Annotated in this window: 16 protein-coding genes; 7 read left to right on the top strand and 9 right to left on the bottom strand. The window is 74.1% G+C overall.

Going from position 1 to position 16,361, the window contains the following annotated elements; translation table 11 throughout:
• The first annotated feature begins 2 nt into the window (after positions 1-2).
• Positions 3-533 (top strand): DinB family protein, encoded by a 531-nt coding sequence (locus ACZCLJ_RS11170; RefSeq protein WP_463103724.1) that lies wholly within the window; start codon positions 3-5, stop codon positions 531-533.
• Between the two features lie 174 nt (positions 534-707).
• On the top strand, positions 708-1,415 hold the full coding sequence (locus ACZCLJ_RS11165; protein ID WP_463103723.1) for an HAD hydrolase-like protein: 708 nt from the start codon (positions 708-710) through the stop codon (positions 1,413-1,415).
• A 47-nt stretch (positions 1,416-1,462) separates the two neighbouring features.
• Here the strand turns inward: ACZCLJ_RS11165 and ACZCLJ_RS11160 are convergent, their stop codons facing one another.
• Entirely contained in the window at positions 1,463-2,272 is an 810-nt protein-coding gene (locus ACZCLJ_RS11160; RefSeq protein ID WP_463103722.1) for an SAM-dependent methyltransferase, read from the bottom strand.
• Between the two features lie 166 nt (positions 2,273-2,438).
• Between ACZCLJ_RS11160 and ACZCLJ_RS11155 the strand changes: the two genes are divergently transcribed.
• Positions 2,439-3,254 (top strand): MerR family transcriptional regulator, encoded by an 816-nt coding sequence (locus tag ACZCLJ_RS11155; RefSeq protein WP_463103721.1) that lies wholly within the window; start codon positions 2,439-2,441, stop codon positions 3,252-3,254.
• A 49-nt stretch (positions 3,255-3,303) separates the two neighbouring features.
• Complete coding sequence (locus ACZCLJ_RS11150; protein WP_463103720.1) at positions 3,304-4,158, top strand: endo alpha-1,4 polygalactosaminidase; 855 nt, start codon at positions 3,304-3,306, stop codon at positions 4,156-4,158.
• A gap of 18 nt (positions 4,159-4,176) precedes the next feature.
• Here ACZCLJ_RS11150 and ACZCLJ_RS11145 read toward each other — a convergent pair whose 3' ends face one another.
• A complete protein-coding gene (locus ACZCLJ_RS11145) occupies positions 4,177-4,884 on the bottom strand; it encodes a VOC family protein (protein WP_463103719.1) in 708 nt (235 codons plus the stop codon).
• 165 nt (positions 4,885-5,049) lie between these two features.
• Here ACZCLJ_RS11145 and ACZCLJ_RS11140 point away from each other — a divergent pair, with 165 nt between their 5' ends.
• On the top strand, positions 5,050-7,125 hold the full coding sequence (locus ACZCLJ_RS11140) for an elongation factor G (RefSeq protein WP_463103718.1): 2,076 nt from the start codon (positions 5,050-5,052) through the stop codon (positions 7,123-7,125).
• 146 nt (positions 7,126-7,271) lie between these two features.
• Here ACZCLJ_RS11140 and ACZCLJ_RS11135 read toward each other — a convergent pair whose 3' ends face one another.
• From ACZCLJ_RS11135 to ACZCLJ_RS11105, 7 genes are all read right to left on the bottom strand, one after another.
• Positions 7,272-7,814, bottom strand: a complete 543-nt coding sequence (locus ACZCLJ_RS11135; protein ID WP_251152206.1) for a hypothetical protein — start codon at positions 7,812-7,814, stop codon at positions 7,272-7,274.
• A gap of 90 nt (positions 7,815-7,904) precedes the next feature.
• A complete protein-coding gene (locus ACZCLJ_RS11130; RefSeq protein ID WP_251152207.1) occupies positions 7,905-8,777 on the bottom strand; it encodes a heme ABC transporter ATP-binding protein in 873 nt (290 codons plus the stop codon).
• The gene (locus tag ACZCLJ_RS11125; RefSeq protein ID WP_463106395.1) at positions 8,774-9,784 is read right to left on the bottom strand and encodes a FecCD family ABC transporter permease; all 1,011 of its coding nucleotides are present in this window, start codon (positions 9,782-9,784) and stop codon (positions 8,774-8,776) included. The genes ACZCLJ_RS11130 and ACZCLJ_RS11125 overlap by 4 nt, the downstream gene beginning before the upstream one ends.
• A 143-nt stretch (positions 9,785-9,927) precedes the next feature.
• On the bottom strand, positions 9,928-11,106 hold the full coding sequence (locus tag ACZCLJ_RS11120; RefSeq protein WP_251152208.1) for a heme/hemin ABC transporter substrate-binding protein: 1,179 nt from the start codon (positions 11,104-11,106) through the stop codon (positions 9,928-9,930).
• 257 nt (positions 11,107-11,363) lie between these two features.
• Positions 11,364-12,032: a biliverdin-producing heme oxygenase gene (locus ACZCLJ_RS11115; protein WP_463103717.1), complete on the bottom strand. Its 669-nt coding sequence runs from the start codon at positions 12,030-12,032 to the stop codon at positions 11,364-11,366.
• A 93-nt stretch (positions 12,033-12,125) separates the two neighbouring features.
• The gene (locus tag ACZCLJ_RS11110) at positions 12,126-13,415 is read right to left on the bottom strand and encodes an MFS transporter (protein WP_463103716.1); all 1,290 of its coding nucleotides are present in this window, start codon (positions 13,413-13,415) and stop codon (positions 12,126-12,128) included.
• 127 nt (positions 13,416-13,542) lie between these two features.
• A complete protein-coding gene (locus ACZCLJ_RS11105; RefSeq protein ID WP_463103715.1) occupies positions 13,543-14,160 on the bottom strand; it encodes a TetR/AcrR family transcriptional regulator in 618 nt (205 codons plus the stop codon).
• A gap of 74 nt (positions 14,161-14,234) precedes the next feature.
• On the opposite strand from ACZCLJ_RS11105, the gene ACZCLJ_RS11100 reads away from it, so the two are divergent.
• Together ACZCLJ_RS11100 and ACZCLJ_RS11095 are read left to right on the top strand one after the other, a co-directional pair.
• Entirely contained in the window at positions 14,235-14,816 is a 582-nt protein-coding gene (locus ACZCLJ_RS11100) for a DinB family protein (protein WP_463103714.1), read from the top strand.
• An 86-nt stretch (positions 14,817-14,902) separates the two neighbouring features.
• On the top strand, positions 14,903-15,913 hold the full coding sequence (locus ACZCLJ_RS11095; protein WP_463103713.1) for a hypothetical protein: 1,011 nt from the start codon (positions 14,903-14,905) through the stop codon (positions 15,911-15,913).
• The last annotated feature ends 448 nt before the right edge of the window (positions 15,914-16,361 follow it).

Raw genomic sequence — 16,361 nt, 5'->3', positions numbered from 1 at the left:
CGGTGACCGACCAGCGCACCGACCCTCCCGCCACCGCCGACGAGATCACGACCCTGCGCGGGTACCTCGACTTCCACCGCGACACGCTGCGCTGGAAGACGTCCGGCCTCGACGCCGCTGAGCTCGCGCAGACCCTGTCGCCGTCGACCATGTCCCTGGGTGGCCTGCTCAAGCACGTCGCGCTCGTCGAGTCGTACTGGTTCTCGGAGATCTTCCTCGGCAAGCCCCTCATCGCCCCGTTCGACACCGCCGACTGGGACGCCGACGCGGACTGGGACTGGCACAGCGCGACGCAGGACAGCCCGGCCGAGCTGCGCGTGCTCCTGGACCGGTCGATCGCCGCGTCCGACGAGATCCTCGAGGCGGCGTTGTCGGACGGCGGCCTCGACCGCGTCTCGGTCTTGACGCACAGGCGTACGGGCGAGCCGTGGAACCTGCGCTGGATCGTCGTGCACATGATCGAGGAGTACGCGCGGCACAACGGCCACGCGGACCTCATCCGCGAGTCGATCGACGGGGCGGTCGGCGAGTAGTCCTCGTGGGGGACCGGCCGGTGCGCGCCGCCGTGGACGACGGTTGCCTCGGTGTCGGGCACCCGGCACGATGGCGGGCGTGACCGCGCCACCGCCCCGCCCCTCCCGCGACGGCCTCGCGCCTCGCGCAGCACGGCGACCACCGTCGGCCAGGTCGCCGCGAGCGGGCGCGGCATGAGCGCGCCCGGGTACGACGTCGTCCTGCTCGACCTCGACGGGACGCTCGCCGACTCCGCTCCCGGGATCGTCGCGTCCGTGCGCCACGCCTACGCGGCGCTCGGGCTCGCGGTACCGCCGGACGACGTCCTGCGCGGCTTCATCGGCCCACCCCTCGACGACACGTTCCCGCGGCACGGCGTGCCCGTCGACCAGGTCGGCGCGGCCGTCGCCGCCTACCGCGAGGTGTACGCGGCGGGGAAGCTGTTCGACAACGCACTCTTCCCCGGCATCCCCGCGTCCCTGACGACCCTGCGCGACGCAGGCGTGCGCCTCGCCCTCGCGACGTCGAAGCCGGAGCCCCTGGCCCGCCGGATCGCCACGCACCTCGGCATCGACGCGTTCCTCGACCGTGGCCTCGACGACGTGTTCGGCGCGACGCTCGACGGCACGCGCCGGTCGAAGGGCGACGTCATCGCGCACGCGCTCGCCGGGCTGCGCGCGGACGCGGGGCTCGCTGACCTGACGGCCGACGCAGTGGTGATGGTCGGTGACCGCGAGCACGACGTGCACGGGGCGGCCGAGCACGGGATCGCGTGCGTCGGTGTCGCGTGGGGCTACGCCGACCCGGGCGAGCTCGAGGCGGCGGGGGCGTGCACCGTCGTCGGTTCGCCCGCGGAGCTCGTCACGACGGTCCTCGGGCTCGCTCGACGCGACGCCGGCTGATCCGACGTGACGGGAGAGGGCATCTTTTCGCGACGTTCGGTCGCCCGTCAGGCGCGAGCCAGGACGACGACCGGACCGAGGATCCCGGCTCTGGTCGCCGCCATCCGGTTCGCCATGCGCTCGACGAAGGCTGGACCGAAGACGACGGCCCGGTCCTCTGCGGGTTCCCCAGGACCCGCAGCGAGCGCCGCACGGCGGTCCTCGACGCTCAGCACCTCGAAGCCGGCCGCTGCGAGCGCGTCCACGTAGGCGGAGGGGGAGGCGAGGAACGACGTCTCGTCGTCGACGGCCCACGGCTGCGGGTAGGGCAGGTCACCGGGGCCGACGCGCATCTGGTCGTGCAGCCCGAACAACCCGCCGGGCCGCAGGACGCGGTGCACCTCGGCGAAGGTCGCGGCCTTGTCGGGCAGGTTCATCCCGACGTGGATCATCATCGCGCGGTCGTGGGAGGCGTCGTCGCACGGGAGCTGCTCTGCCTGCCCGACCTCGAACCGGAGGAGGTGCGACAGGCCGACACGCGTCGTCAGGGCCCGCGCCGCGGCGACGAAGTCCGGGCTCAGGTCGACGCCGGTCACCGGGCAACCGTGGCGGTCGGCGGCGACGCGGGACGAGCCGCCGAGACCGCAGCCCACGTCGAGGAGGGCCGTCCCGGCGTCGAGCTCGAGCCGGCTCAGCAGGTAGAGGGTCGTGGCCAGCCCCCCGGCGTGCAGCTCGTCGTACGGCGCGAGCGCGTCGACCGGTACGGCACCGCTCTCGTCGTCGGCACCGGCGGCGGCAAGGATGCGGTCCGCGAGGTCGCTCCCTGCGTAGTGCTCGCGGATCCGGTCGTTCGCGGCCATCGTGGCCTCCGCTGTCATCGCGTGTCCCGGCGGGCGCACGTCCACCGTCGACGGTACGCCGTCGCCTGACACCGCGCCCGGGCGGCGCGGGGTTGTCGAGCGCGGCGTTGACCTTGACGTAGCGTCAACTCCTAGCGTGGTGATCGCTGCCGCACCGCACGGGCTGCGTACAGGAGGAGGCGTCATGGGAGTCACGGCACCCGCTCGGACGGCCGACTGGTCGATCCAGGAGGTCGCTCGGCTCGCGGGCACGACGAGCCGCACGCTGCGTCACTACGACGCCGTCGGGCTGCTCGCACCCACCCGCGTCGCGTCGAACGGCTACCGCCACTACGACGCGGACGCACTGGTCCGGCTCCAGCGGATCCTCCTCCTGCGGGACCTCGGTCTGGGTCTGCCCGCGATCAAGGCGGCGCTGGACGGCCCGGGCGACCGGGCGCCGTCGGGCACGGGTGCCGAGGACTCCCAGGTGCGGGCGCTGCGCGGCCACCTCGAGTGGCTGCGTGCCGAGCGGCAGCGGCTGGCGCGACAGATCGCGTCGGTCGAACGGACGATCACCACGATGGAAGGAGGTGGCGAGCTCATGGCGAAGGACATGTTCGACGGGTTCGACCACACGCAGTACCAGGCCGAGGTCGAGGACCGCTGGGGCAAGGACGCGTACGCGCGCGGTGACGCGTGGTGGCGCGGGATGTCCGACGACGAGCGGTCGGCCTGGAAGGAGCGCACCGCACGGCTGAACGACGACTGGGCGGCGGCGGCGCAGGCCGGTGCCGACCCGGCGTCGGACGAGGCGCAGGAGCTCGCCCGACGCCACGTCTCGTGGCTGCAGGCCGTCCCCGCGAACCCCGCGCACGAGGCGGGTGCGCTGGCCGGCTACCTCCTCGGTCTGGGAGAGATGTACGTGAACGACCCGCGGTTCGCGCTCAACTACGGCGGCGTCGAGGGCGCGACGTTCGTGCGCGACGCGCTGCGCGTCTACGTCGACCGCGTCCTGTGAGCCGGACGCCCGGCCGGCCTGCCGGGCGGTCCCCGAGGGAGGGCTCCGCGTGAGCCCTCCCTCGCGGGCCGGTGCCGAGCCGGTCGCCGCCGTGGTGATCGCCGTCGCGGCGGCGACCGCGCTCGCGGGCTGCTCGTCCTCGACGTCGTCGCCGGACGCGTACCGCCTGCCGCCGACCGAGGGCACGTTCGACTACCAGCTCGGCGCCGCGTACGACCTGCCGGGCGGGCTCGACGTCGTCGTGCGCGACGCGACGGCCGAGCCCGCCGAGGGCGCCTACTCGGTCTGCTACGTCAACGGCTTCCAGACGCAGCCGGGCGAGGAGGACCGCTGGCTCGGCGAGCACGAGGACCTCCTGCTGCACGACGCGTCGGGAGAGCTCGTGGTCGACCCCGACTGGCCCGACGAGCTCGTCCTCGACCCGTCGACCGCCGCGCAGCGCACGGGGATCCTGGAGGTCCTGGGCCCGGTCGTCACCGGGTGCGCCGTCGCCGGGTTCGACGCCGTCGAGATCGACAACCTCGACACGTGGACCCGCTTCGACGACCCGGCGACCGGTCGCGTCGACGAGGAGGGCGCGCTCGCCCTCGCGGCGGCGTACGTCGACCTCGCGCACGGGGCGGGGCTCGCCGTCGCGCAGAAGAACGCGGCCGAGATCGCGGTCGTGGCCCACGACGAGCTCGGCTTCGACGTCGCGGTGACCGAGGAGTGCGCCGTCTACGACGAGTGCGCCGCGTACACGGACGTGTACGGCGACCACGTGCTCCAGGTCGAGTACGACGACGCCCTGCCCGCTCCGTTCGCGGACGTGTGCGCACGGGCCGACCGTGCGCGGCTCACCGTCCTGCGCGACCGGGACCTCGTGGGGCCCGACGACGCGGGCTACGTGCGCGAGCAGTGCTGACCGGCCGAGGCGGGCGGCTCAGTCCGTCGTCGCGGCGGACACGTCGACGCAGACGACTCCCTCGTTGCCGTCCTGGTCCGCGATCACGGTGAGCGCGGGCGCGTCGCTGTCGTCGACGACGGTCCCGCCCGCGGCGAGCGCGGCGGCGACCCGTCGCGCGGCCACCTCGGGTGCGACATAGACCTCGACGTGGAACCGCTGACGCGCGGTCTCGTGCTCGCCGGAGGGCCCGAACCACAGGTTCGGCACCCGACCCGTGGCGTCGCGGATCTCGTCGCTCGGCGTCCCGCGACCCTGGGCCTCGGCGCTCCCGGTCAGGAGCGCGGCCCACACGGGGGCGATCGTCGCGGAGCGCGCCGTGTCGAGACCGAGCTCGATGACGCTGACCGAGCCGGGGTCGGCGCCGAGCTGGTGCTCGGCGGCGATCTCGGTGATCCGTCGCGCGAGGTCGACGTCGTGCTGGGTCACCCATTCGACGACGTGCTCGGTGCCCGCGTCGTCGCGGTAGATCGCGTCGTCGCTGACCAGCTCGAGGTCGACGAACCGCTTGCCGATCGACACGCTCGGGTGGTGGCCGAGCTCGTCGCCCGCCTCGCCCACCGCGGCGACGAACCGTGCGCCGGTGCCGAAGTCGTCGACCAGATAGCGGGCATGCAGCCCTTGGGCCAGCTTGCGCCAGTCCGTCAGGTCGGCCGCCGCGATCTGTGCGCCGCTCAGCATGTCCATGGACGAGCAGCGTATCCCCGTTCCGGCCACAGCGACCCTCGATCACCGGCCTGAGGTTCGTGAGCTCCGACCCGCGCGCGATCGGCGTCACCTCACTAGCCTGGGGTGACGGTGGGCGGTCGCCCGCCGCGAGACAGCGTCGCGAGGCAGCCGAGGGAGGCAGCCATGGGCACGTCGTCACCAGCCCCCGGGCCGCGCACGGTCCGCAACGTCGCCCTCGTGGGGCACAGCGGCTCGGGCAAGACCACGCTCGCCGAGGCGTTCCTCCATCGGGCGGGCGCGATCCCGCGGCCCGGCTCGGTCACCGAGGGCACGACCGTGTGCGACCACGAGCCCGAGGAGATCGCGCGGGGCATCTCGGTCGGGCTCGGCGTCGCGCACCTCGACTGGACCGCGCCCGACGGCGAGTCCTACCGCGTCACGCTCCTCGACACCCCCGGCTCGCCGGACTTCCTCGGCGCGGTCGACGCGGCGCTGGCCGTCGCGGACCTCGCGGTCGTGGTGGTGAGCGCCGTCGACGGGGTCCGCTCCGGGACCCAGGAGGTGTGGCGGCTGTGCGACGAGGCGGGGATCCCCCGCCTCGTCCTCGTCTCGCAGGAGGACCGTGCGCGCGCCGACTTCCGCGCCGTGCTCGACGACGTGCGGTCGACCTTCACCGCGTCGTTCGTCCCGCTCGAGCTCCCGCTGGGCGAGGAGCAGTCGCTGCACGGCGTGGCCGACGTCCTCGCCGAGCGCGCGCGGGAGTACGACGGCGACGGGAGGTCCCACGACGAGGCAGTCCCGGACGACGTCCGCGCCGAGGAGCACGCGCTCCACGACCAGGTGGTCGAGGAGATCGTCACGCACGACGACGAGCAGCTCGAGGCGTACCTCGCCGGTGACGAGCCCGGCGTCGCGGACCTGGAGCGCACGCTCGCGCAGGAGGTCCGCGACGGCGAGGCCGTGCCCGTGCTCCTCGCCTCCGCGCTCACCGGCGTCGGGGTCGACCGCGCGCTCGACCTCGTGTGCGAGCTCGGCCCGTCGCCCGCCGACCGGCCGGCCGTCGTCCTCCTGCCCGACGCCGCGACGTCGGAGGTGGTGGCGGCACCCGGAGGGGACCCGCTCGTCCAGGTGTTCCGGACGGTGGTGGACCCGTTCGTGGGGCAGGTGTCCGTGTTCAAGGTGCTCTCCGGCAGCGTGGCGAGCGGGGACCGCCTGGTCGACGTCGCGACGGGTGCCGAGGACCGCGTGCACGGGCTGTTCCGCCTGCGCGGGCGCGAGCACGTGGCGGTCGAGCGCGTCGGCGCGGGGGAGGTGGCCGCGGCGGCGAAGCTCGGGGCGGCGTCCACGGGCGGGCTCCTCGCGAGCCGCCGGTCCCCGGTGTCCGCGCGACCGCTGCCCGGCCGGCCGGCCGTCTACGCGCACGCGCTGCGGCCCGTCTCGCAGTCCGACGACGACAAGCTCTCCGCCGCGCTCGCACGCCTCGTCGCGGAGGACCCGACGCTGCACGCGGACCTCACCGGAACCCAGGCGGTGCTCGGCGGCCTCGGCGACACGCATCTCGCCGTCGCGCTCGAACGGCTCGAGCGCACGTTCGGCGTGCACGTGACGACCGAGCCCGTCCAGGTCGCGTACCGCGAGACGATCGCGCGGCCGGCCGAGGCCGAGGGGAGGCTCAAGAAGCAGTCGGGCGGGCACGGCCAGTTCGCCGTCGTGCAGCTGCGGGTGTCGCCCCTGCCTCGGGGATCGGGGTTCGAGTTCGCCAACGCGGTCGTCGGCGGGTCCGTGCCGCGGCAGTACCTCCCGGCGGTCGAGCGCGGCGTCGCCGAGGCGATGGCCGCGGGCGGTCCGCACGGCTACCCCGTCGTGGACGTGCGCGTCGAGGTGTACGACGGCAAGGCGCACTCCGTCGACTCGTCCGACATGGCGTTCCGCACCGCCGGCGCCGTGGGGCTGCGCGAGGCGCTCGCCGTGGCCGGGACCGTCGTGCTCGAACCGGTCTCGGCCGTGACCGTGACCGTCCCGCCCGACGCGCAGGGCGACGTCATGGGCGACCTGTCGGCTCGGCGCGGACACATCACCGCCACCGGCTCGCTCGACGACGGGCGCGTCGTCGTCGAGGCGCTCGTCCCCGAGGCCGAGCTCGTGCGCTACGTGCTCGACCTGCGGTCGCTCACGGGCGGTCGCGGGTCGTTCACGGCACGCCCCGACCGGTACGAGACCCTCCCGGGCGGCGTCCCCGCCCCGAGCCCCACGAGGTAGTACCGCAACCCGCCGAGGTAGTACCCCTGTCCGCCGAGGTAGTACCGCAGCCCGCCGGTCTCGCCCGTCGTGTCGGTGCATACCTGAGGCTTGCCGCGCCGAGGCCCGCGACGACGGCGTCGGCCGTCGTCGCCCTGCGGCGGCGCCTATGACGTGACAGTGAGCTCGTCGCCCCGTCCGGAGATCTCGACGTGACGAGGTAGCGGACTCTTCGTGGTGACGAGCTCGCCGTCCGCGTCCTGAGCGCGCCACACCGCCTGGCCGCCGGCGACGACGTGCTGGCCGGTGTCTTCGTCGTCGAGCACTCTCCACGGGCGGAGATACACCACGTAGCGCGTTCCTGGGCCGGGCTCGAGTGCCGGTGCGACGTTCACCCAGCGGTCGCCTTCCTGGCGGATCTCGACGACGTCGCCCGCGGAGAGCGGCCCGGCCCCCGACGCGACGACGTCGACCTGCGTCACCACGAACGAAGCACCGTGCATCTCCTCGGTGCGCTGCGCCCCCGTCGGCTCGACGAGCACGACGTCGCTCGCCACGTCCTCGAGCTGCCTGAGCGTGCTGTGCTCCGTCATGAGGTCCAGCTCAGGGGCGCTGGGCTGGACGGTCGTGGTCTCGACCACCACCAGGACCCCGAGAAGTCCGAGCCCACCCAGGAGCACGAGCGACTTCCATGCCCGCTGCTGCGTCATCGCGTACCAGCTCCCCACCGTCCGTCGCGCCGCACAGCCTAGGTGACTCGGGAGGTCTTTCGGCGGACCGCGGTACTCCCTCGGCAGGGGTCAGCGGCGCGGCAGCACGATCGGCGCGCCGCCGCACGGGTGCTCGACGATCTCGACCGGATAGTCGTAGACCTCGCTGAGCAGCGCCTCGGTGAGCACCTCGCGCGGTCCGCCGTCCGCCACCACACGACCGTGCGCGAGCAGCGTCACGCGGTCCGCGTATGCCGCGGCGAGCGACAGGTCGTGCACGACGACGACGACCGCACCGCCCGCGGCGGCGTGCGCCCGTGCGAGCCGGAGCACCAGCTCCTGGTGCTTGAGGTCGAGCGCGGCGGTGGGCTCGTCGAGCATGAGCAGCGTCGTGCGCTGGGCGAGCACGCGCGAGAGCGCGACGCGCGCCTTCTCGCCGCCGGACAGCGACGTGAAGTGCCGCTCGGCGAGGTGCTCGACGTCCGTCGCTCGGAGGGCCGTCGCCACAGCATCGTCATCGGCTTCCTCGAGCGGCGTGCCGCGCCAGGGCGAGCGACCCATGCGCACGACGTCGACGGCCGTGAACGGGAAGCTGAGCGACACCTGCTGGAGCAGCACCGCCCGGCGCATCGCCAGCTCGGTGGGCGACCAGTCGCCCAGCGCGCGTCCGTGCACGACGACGTCCCCCGCCTCCGGGGTCAGGTCGCCCGTCAGCACCCCGAGCAGCGAGGACTTGCCCGCGCCGTTGGGACCCAGCAGCGCCCGCACCTCGCCCGCGCGCACGTCCACGGACACGTCGCGCAGGATCGGCGCCCCGCCCAGCGTGAGCGACACCGCGTGCGCGGCAGTGACGACGTCGCCGGGCGAGACGGGCTCGGGCAGGCGGGACCGGCGTCGGGCACCGGTCACGGCGGTCCGCAGCGAGCCCAGGAACGAGGAGCCCTCGTGGCGCAGGTCGGTCATGCCCAGCCTCCCTGGCGCGAGCGCGTGCGGCGCAGGAGGTAGAAGAAGAACGGCCCGCCGACGAGCGACGTGATCATGCCGAGCGGCAGCTCGACGTTCGCGACGGCGCTGCGCGCGAGGAGGTCGGCGGCGAGCAGCACGACGGCGCCGCCCAGCACCGAGGCCGGGATGAGCGTGCGGTGGCTCGGCCCGCAGACCATGCGCACGAGGTGCGGCACGACGAGCCCGACGAACGCCACGATCCCCGTGAACGCCGTGCCCGCGGACACCAGCAGCGCGACGAGGACGATGACGACCTGACGCAGCCGCTCGACGTCGACCCCGAGGTGGTGCGCCGCCCGCTCGCCCAGGGCGAGCAGGTCCATCCTGCGCCGCACGAGCATCGCGCCGGTGACACCCACGACGGCGATGGGCAGCACGACGGCGACCGAGCTCCACGTCGCGCCGCCCAGCGAGCCGAGCTGCCAGAACACGACCTGCTCGCGCGCGGCCGGGTCGGCGACGAACGTGAAGAACGCGAGCAGCCCGCCCGCGAACGCGTTCACCGCGATGCCCGTGAGGACGAGCGTGACGACCTCGGTCCGCCCGCCGGCGCGCGCGAGCGCGTAGACGACGAACGTCGTGACGAGCCCGCCGACGAACGCCGCCCCGGCGACCCACGTCCCCGGCACGAGCGCCCCCGCCGTGACGATGACCGCGCACGCGCCGACGGCCGCTCCGGCCGACACCCCGATGACGCCCGGCTCGGCGAGCGGGTTCCCGAACACGCCCTGCATGAGCGCGCCCGAGCACGCGAGCGCGGCCCCCACGACGATCGCCATGACGACGCGCGGGAACCGCACGACCCACAGCGCGTTCTCCCCCTGCGGGTGCGACGGCATCGGTCCCCAGTCGAGCCCGACGTGGTGCGCGAGCGACCCGAGCACCTCCGCGGGCGAGACCGGCACCTGGCCCGTCATCCCCGACACGACGGTGAGCACGGCCAGCGCGGCACCGAGCCCGCCCATGAGCCAGCGTGCGGCGCGGCGCCGCTGCTGCCCGACGTCGGGGCCCACCCGGGTGGGCCCGCCTCCCGGGCGCGTGGCGGCGTCGGGCACGGTCGCGGTGACGCCGTCCTCCCGTGCGCCTGTCGGGCGCGTGACCGGCGCGCTCACGAGGCCGGGAGCTCGGGCGCGGGCACGCCGTAGAACGCCTCGACGAGCGAGGCGATCGTCGCGCCGGTCCGGGGGCCGAACGTCAGCAGGCGCGAGCCGTCCATGTCGACGACCCGCTGCGACTCACCCGCGGGCGTCTGCGCGAGGCCCGGGATCGCCATCATCGCGTCCAGGCCACCCATCGACGCGAGACCGTCGGTCATGACGAGGTACGCGTCGGGCGCGGCGCTGATGATCGCCTCGCTCGTCACGGGCGCGTACTCCTGCGTGAGCCCGATCGCCGTGCCGGCGTCCTCGGCGCCGATCGCGCGGACGAGGTCGTCGGCGCCGGAGCCGGGCCCGAAGAGCATCTTGATGTTCGCGCCGCGCAGGTAGAGGAACGCGACGCGCGGCGTGCCGGTCTCCGTGGGGACGGCGTCGAGCGCGGCGCAGATCTGCCGGTCCGTGCGCTCCACGAGCGCCTCGCCCTCCGCAGGGACGCCGAGCGCCGTCGCGACCGCGCGGATGCGGTCGTCCACACCGTCGAGCGTGCGGGACTCGTCGAGGTAGACGACGGGCACGCCCGACTGCTCGAGCTGCGAGCGGACGTCGTCCGTGAGGATCGTCGCGTCGGTGAGGATGACGGACGGGTCCAGGCCGAGGATCGCCTCGACGTCGAGCGCGTGGCCCGCCCCCGTGACGACCGGGACGTCCGCGGCCTCCGGGAAGCCCGTCGGGAGGTCGCGGCCCACGACGTTGTCGCCGAGCCCGAGGCTGTAGACGATCTCGCCGAGCGTGCCGTAGAGGTCCACGGGGATGATGCGGCTGACGTCGGTGACCTCGACCTCGCGCCCGTCGACGGACTGCACCGTCACGGGGAGCTGCGGCGCGGGGGACTCGGCGATGGGGTGGATCGCGTCCCCGGAGAACGCCGCGGTCGTGGGGCCCGTCGGGAACGAGGCCGGGTCGACGTCGCTGCCACCACCCGCGGCACGCGACTCCTCGAGCGTCGTGCAGAGCGGGGCCGTCGTCTCGGTGGGCTCCGCGGACGGAGCGGCCGCTGGTTCGACGTCCTCGGTGGCCGTGGCCTCCGGCGTCGCGGGCGGCTCGTAGGGCAGCGGCGCGCACGCGGCGGCGAGCCCCAGCAGGACGACGGCGCTCAGGGCGCGCAGCGTAGAGCGGGCGGGGTGACGCATGGGGAGTTCTCCAAGAGCGGGGCGCGGACCGGCGCGGCCGGTCGGGCCGCCGCCTCGTAGGCCGAGTGAGTTAAGGCTAACCTACATCGACGCCGCTCCGCGGCGGCGGGAGGACCGCGGTCGCGCGAGGTAGCACCGCGGTCGCGCGAGGTAGTACCGCGGTCGCGTGAAGTAGTACCGGGGTAGCGCGAGGTGGTGTCGAGTCCCCACTCCTGCCCGACGGCGGTACTGCTTAGGCGTACTGAGGTGCTCGCTCGTCAGCAGTGGACGGCGCCGAGGTCGGCGAAGAGAGCGCTGTTGAGGCGGAACGCCAGCTTGGCCTCGGCGACTGTCTCGTCGACCTGCTCGGGCGAGAGGTCGAGGCCGTCGAGGCGCTCGCGGTAGACGTCCTTGAACGGCTTGGACTTGGGGATCTCGACGAACGTGTAGAACGCGAGGCCGTCGACCGACAGGCCGTAGTGGCGCTCGAGCATGCGCTTGATGATCTGGCCGCCCGAGAGGTCGCCGAGGTAGCGCGTGTAGGCGTGCGCGGCGTACGCGGGGAGCGACCCGCCGACCTCGCGCAGGCGCGCGACGTAGCGCTCGGTCGCGGGGCGGATCGTGATGCGCTCCGCCCAGTCGGGCCCGACGAGGAATGCGAGGTCCTTCTCGATCTCCGGCGTGCGCGTCAGCTCGTCGAACACGAGCGCCGCACCCTGGGCGTCGTCGCGGATCGCGGCGCTCGAGTCCTCGAGCGCGCCGTAGATCGCCCACTGCTGCGCCGCGAGGTCGGCGTACGCCGCGACGTCGAGCCCGCCCGACATGAGCTTCTCCACGAAGCCCGAGCCCTCGGCCTGCTCGTGCTCGGGGCGAGTGCCCTCGCGCAGGCGGAGGGAGAGCGCGACCGGGAGGTCGGCGGGGGCGAGATCGTGCGTGAGAGCCGTCATGGGAGCTCCTGCGGTGCGTCGGGTCAGGGTGCGCGTCCTGACAGGGCGTCATGACGATGCGTCAGGAACTGTACCGCATAAGGTAAGGCATGCCTACATGCTCTCGGGGCGAGGGGTCGCACCGACGTCCTCCGGGTTGGGCAGACCGGCGAGGAAGCGGAAGCCGACCAGCCCGACCACGACCGCGAGGCCGCCGCCGACGACGAGCGGGGTGGTGAGGTCGATGCGGGCGAGGAGCCCGCCGAGGAACGCGCCCAGTGGCATGACCCCCCACAGGAGCGTGCGCCACGTGCCGTGCACGCGGCCGAGCAGCCGGCTCGGGATGACCGCCTGGCGCAGCGACATGACGTGGATGTTCCAGACGGTCGTGCCACCGAACGAGAGCGCGAGCAGCACCGCCGCCACGGGCACCACGGGCACGAGGCCCATGACGACGAGCGCCGCGGGCGTGAACAGGTTCGCCACCGCCATGACGGGCCCGGAGCGGAAGCGCTCCTTGAGCGGCGAGGCCGCGGCCGCACCCAGCAGCGAGCCGACAGCGCCGACGAGCATGAACGCGCCGAACCACGCCTCGGGCACGCCGAGGCGGTCGAGCACGAAGAGCACGAGCGTCGCGGTCGCCGCGGAGAAGCACAGTCCGACGACGGTCGACAGCAGCCACAGCGGGCGCAGCATCGGGTGCGCCCAGATGTACCGGAAGCCGTCGGCGACCTGGCGGTACCAGCGCACCGGGGCGTCGTCGGACGCGTGGGTGCGGTGCTCGCCCGCCGCCGCGGCGGGCAGGAAGAACGCGAGGACGAACGCCACCGCGTACCCGAGCGCGCCGACGCCCAGCGGGACCACGACGGCGATCGCGAACAGCGCGGACGTGAGCGGCGCCGAGAGGAAGTTCTGGACCGTGATCTCGCCCGCCTCGATGCGGGAGTTCCCGCGCGGGAGGTCGGCGGGGCGCACGATCGACGGGACGACCGCCCGGATCGCGCCGTCGTACACGGTCTCGAACGCGCCGTAGAGGAAGACGACGGCGTACAGCGACCAGATCGTCAGCGTGTCCGTCCACGCGAGGGCCATGAGCCCGAGGGCGAGCAGCGTCCGCACACCGTTCGCGAGGGCCAACGCGTGCCGGCGGTCGATCCGGTCGAGCAGGATCCCGGCCGGGATGGCGAAGAAGAGCCACGGCAGGAGCGCGACGGCGGCGATGCCGGAGACGAGGACCGGGTCGTCGGTGAGACGGACGGCGAGCAGCGGCGCGGCGACGCGCGCGACGCCGTCGCCCAGGCTCGAGCTGAGGTTCGCCGTGAAGACGTTGGTGAACGCCGGCCCCAGGCGATCACGAGGGGGCTGCGGCAGACGCGGCGAACGGTCGCGACGTCCGAGGGGCATGGCAGCGAGGGTACGAGACCGGTGCTTCGATCACCTACCTCCGGGTGCCGGCAGAGGAGGACCTCTGCCGAGGGCAGAAGCGGGTCCGCGCGGCTCCGGCCGGTCGCCTCGGCCCCGACCCGTCGACTCAGCCGCGGGCGAGCGCCGGGGCGTCGAGGTCGGCGCCGACGGCGCGCAGGACGAAGGCCTCGGTCGCGGCGACGGCCTGCGCGCGCGCGACGGGGTCCTCCGGGGCGAGCCGGCCGGAGAGGCACGCGTTGACGAGCTGGACCGTGGTGTCGATGTCCTGCGCCGGGAACTCGCCGGCGTCGATGCCCGACCGCACGATGCGCCGCAGGATCGCCTCGACGAGCTCGGCGTGCTCGCGCAGCCGCTGCCGTGTGGTGCGCGAGAGCACGGAGCGCAGGTCCGGACCCGGGGCCAGGTGGAAGACGCGCATGAGCTGGGCCTGCTGACGGATGTAGGTGCGCAGCTGCTCGACCGGGTCGTCCACCTCCTCGAGCGCGCGCTCGAGCGTGCCGACGTACTGCTCCGTCTCGTGGGTGATGAAGCCCAGGAGGAGCGCTTCCTTGTCGGGGAAGTGGTTGTAGACGGCCGTGCGGCCGACCCCGGCCGCGGCGGCGATGTCGGCGAGCGAGATGGCGTCGAAGCCGCGGTCCATCATGAGGTTCGAGAGCGCCGCGAACAGCTTCTGCCGGGTCTGCGCGCGGTGCTCGTGGAGCGAACCTCCGATGATCTTGGGCATGCTGACACCATAGGCATCCCGTGTCAGAACGCCAAACGCCGCAGGTCACGGCCGCGCTCTGCGACACTTCCGCCATGGACACGAGCGCGTTCCCCGACGGCGGTCCCGCGCAGGACGCCGCACCCGCCGACTTCCCGCCGGTCCCCGCCGACACCAAGGACTGGACGTGGGTCCTCGAACGGCCCTGCCCGGAGTGCGGCTTCGTCCCGGGCGACGTCACGCCGGACCAGGTCGGGGCCGCCGTCCGCGCCGCGGTGCCACGCTACGTCGCGGTCCTCGGGCGGGCGGACGTCCGCACGCGGCCCGACGCGACGACCTGGTCCCCGCTCGAGTACGCCGCGCACGTGCGCGACGTGTTCTCGATCTTCGACGTCCGGCTGCAGTCGATGGTCGAGAGCGACGACCCGCTCTTCGCGAACTGGGACCAGGACGCGACGGCGGTCGAGCAGGACTACGGGCGCCAGGACCCGGCGGTCGTCGCGCGCGAGCTCGAGATCGCCGGCGACCGGGTCGCCGGGCGCTTCGACGCCCTGACGCCGGACCGGTGGGAGCGCCCGGGTCGCCGGTCGAACGGGTCCGTGTTCACGGTCCGTACGCTCGGCCAGTACTTCCTGCACGACGTCGTCCACCACCTCCACGACGTGCGCGCGGGCTGACCGCGACCTCGCCACCGCGGGCAGCACGGCCGAAATCGTGACACGCCTGTAACACCGTCGCATTCCGGACGTACTACGGTCCGGTCATGGACCCCGTCGTCGTCGCCGGTCTCGTGCCCGAGGCGCACGCCGGTGCCCACCTGCTCGCGGTGCCCCGCTCGCGCGGTACGGCACGGACCCCCGTCGACACGCTCGCCCGCGCCTGGTTCCCCGAGGCGGGGTGGACCACGGCTCCCGGAGGCGGGGGAGCGGCGCGGCCGATGGCGGGTGCCAGGTTCCGCGGCGTGGTGGCCGACACGGTGACCGCACCGGGGGTGCTCCGGCTCCTCGAGGGCGCCCGCGCCGTCGGGCCGTTCCCGCTGACCGTCCCGCAGACGCAGGCGCTCGACCTCGCGAGCGGGGCGGCCGAGGTCTTCGCGCTCGAGCTCGACGACCCCGCGCCGCGCGGGGCGCCGGCAGCCGTGCCCGACGACCGGGACGGGATCGCGCGGGTCTTCCCCGGCGGGCTGCCGCAGGGCGCCGAGCTCCAGGTCGTGGGGTGGGCCGTCGCGGTGGCGCGGCGCGTGGGCGGCGCCGTCGTCGCCGACGGGCGGTCGGTCCTCACCCCGGACCCGGCCTCGGGGGTCGACCTCACGCTCTACTCGGCCCAGGTGCTGGCGCCCGAGGACGTGCTCGGCGTGCTGCGGACCGTGGTGCCGTCGGCGCAGCTCGTCGCGGTCGAGCCGCGCGCCGACGGGCCGTCGGACGTCGCGGCGTCCGGCGACACCCCGTACGACGGCGCGGTCCGGCTGTGGATGCAGCGCGTCCCGGAGGTGCCGCTCGCGCTCGGCGCGCTCGACTGGCGGGAGTACGGCCCGTACGCGTACCGCGTCTCGTGGAGCCCGGTGGACACCTACGAGCTCGAGGTCGAGCGGCCGTCCGGTCTCCACGCCATCGCGCGCTCGCGGGCCCGGGTGCTCGTGGCGCGGCTCGCCGCCATGCTCCAGGGCCGGCTCGCGGGCACGGTCGTCGACGACGGCGGCTTCGTGGTGCGCGACCTCGACCTCGACGCGCGCCTCACGCCGGCGCCGACCTCGACGTCGCAGTTCTGGGTCTGAGGAGGACGGGCGGCCGACACCGGGTGAACGGGCCGTGACGGCCCGACGGACTGTCCACAGAATTCGTCCACAGGCCTGTGGGTGACGTTGCCCTCGCGCGGGTGCGGCTGTGGACGAACCTGTGGTCGACGAGGGCCCGGAAATGACAACGCTGGGAACCCTTGCCCTCGCCCGGTCCGAGGACTACAAACGTGCCTATCGGCCTGGACGGGCGCACGTGGACGACGGTGTTCCGGCACGCAGAGCAGGGGTCATCCCGACCTCGCCGGCACCGGCAGGTGACACCACGGCGCGCACGTGAGGCACGGTCGACCGGAGAACGGTGGACGACCCGCGACCTCGGCCGCGGGCTGCGCGCGACGGCGCAGGCTCCGACCGGACCCGGAAGACCGACCGCGATCGGTGTCGTCGAGGAGACCGGACCCGTCTGGTCCCGCGACGGCACCGG

The sequence above is a fragment of the Cellulosimicrobium sp. So1_17 genome, from assembly GCF_055181235.1.
Note: the sequence above shows the minus strand (reverse complement) of the source record. Positions and strands in the feature narration are given on the sequence as shown.

Bases quoted from the DNA above. Each gene is read 5' to 3' on its own strand.
- ACZCLJ_RS11165 (WP_463103723.1), top strand. From the start codon at position 708: ATGAGCGCGCCCGGGTACGACGTCGTCCTGCTCGACCTCGACGGGACG.
- ACZCLJ_RS11160 (WP_463103722.1), bottom strand. From the start codon at position 2,272: ATGACAGCGGAGGCCACGATGGCCGCGAACGACCGGATCCGCGAGCAC.
- ACZCLJ_RS11155 (WP_463103721.1), top strand. From the start codon at position 2,439: ATGGGAGTCACGGCACCCGCTCGGACGGCCGACTGGTCGATCCAGGAG.
- ACZCLJ_RS11145 (WP_463103719.1), bottom strand. From the start codon at position 4,884: ATGGACATGCTGAGCGGCGCACAGATCGCGGCGGCCGACCTGACGGAC.
- ACZCLJ_RS11140 (WP_463103718.1), top strand. From the start codon at position 5,050: ATGGGCACGTCGTCACCAGCCCCCGGGCCGCGCACGGTCCGCAACGTC.
- ACZCLJ_RS11135 (WP_251152206.1), bottom strand. From the start codon at position 7,814: ATGACGCAGCAGCGGGCATGGAAGTCGCTCGTGCTCCTGGGTGGGCTC.
- ACZCLJ_RS11130 (WP_251152207.1), bottom strand. From the start codon at position 8,777: ATGACCGACCTGCGCCACGAGGGCTCCTCGTTCCTGGGCTCGCTGCGG.
- ACZCLJ_RS11125 (WP_463106395.1), bottom strand. From the start codon at position 9,784: ATGGGCGGGCTCGGTGCCGCGCTGGCCGTGCTCACCGTCGTGTCGGGG.
- ACZCLJ_RS11120 (WP_251152208.1), bottom strand. From the start codon at position 11,106: ATGCGTCACCCCGCCCGCTCTACGCTGCGCGCCCTGAGCGCCGTCGTC.
- ACZCLJ_RS11115 (WP_463103717.1), bottom strand. From the start codon at position 12,032: ATGACGGCTCTCACGCACGATCTCGCCCCCGCCGACCTCCCGGTCGCG.
- ACZCLJ_RS11110 (WP_463103716.1), bottom strand. From the start codon at position 13,415: ATGCCCCTCGGACGTCGCGACCGTTCGCCGCGTCTGCCGCAGCCCCCT.
- ACZCLJ_RS11105 (WP_463103715.1), bottom strand. From the start codon at position 14,160: ATGCCCAAGATCATCGGAGGTTCGCTCCACGAGCACCGCGCGCAGACC.
- ACZCLJ_RS11100 (WP_463103714.1), top strand. From the start codon at position 14,235: ATGGACACGAGCGCGTTCCCCGACGGCGGTCCCGCGCAGGACGCCGCA.
- ACZCLJ_RS11095 (WP_463103713.1), top strand. From the start codon at position 14,903: ATGGACCCCGTCGTCGTCGCCGGTCTCGTGCCCGAGGCGCACGCCGGT.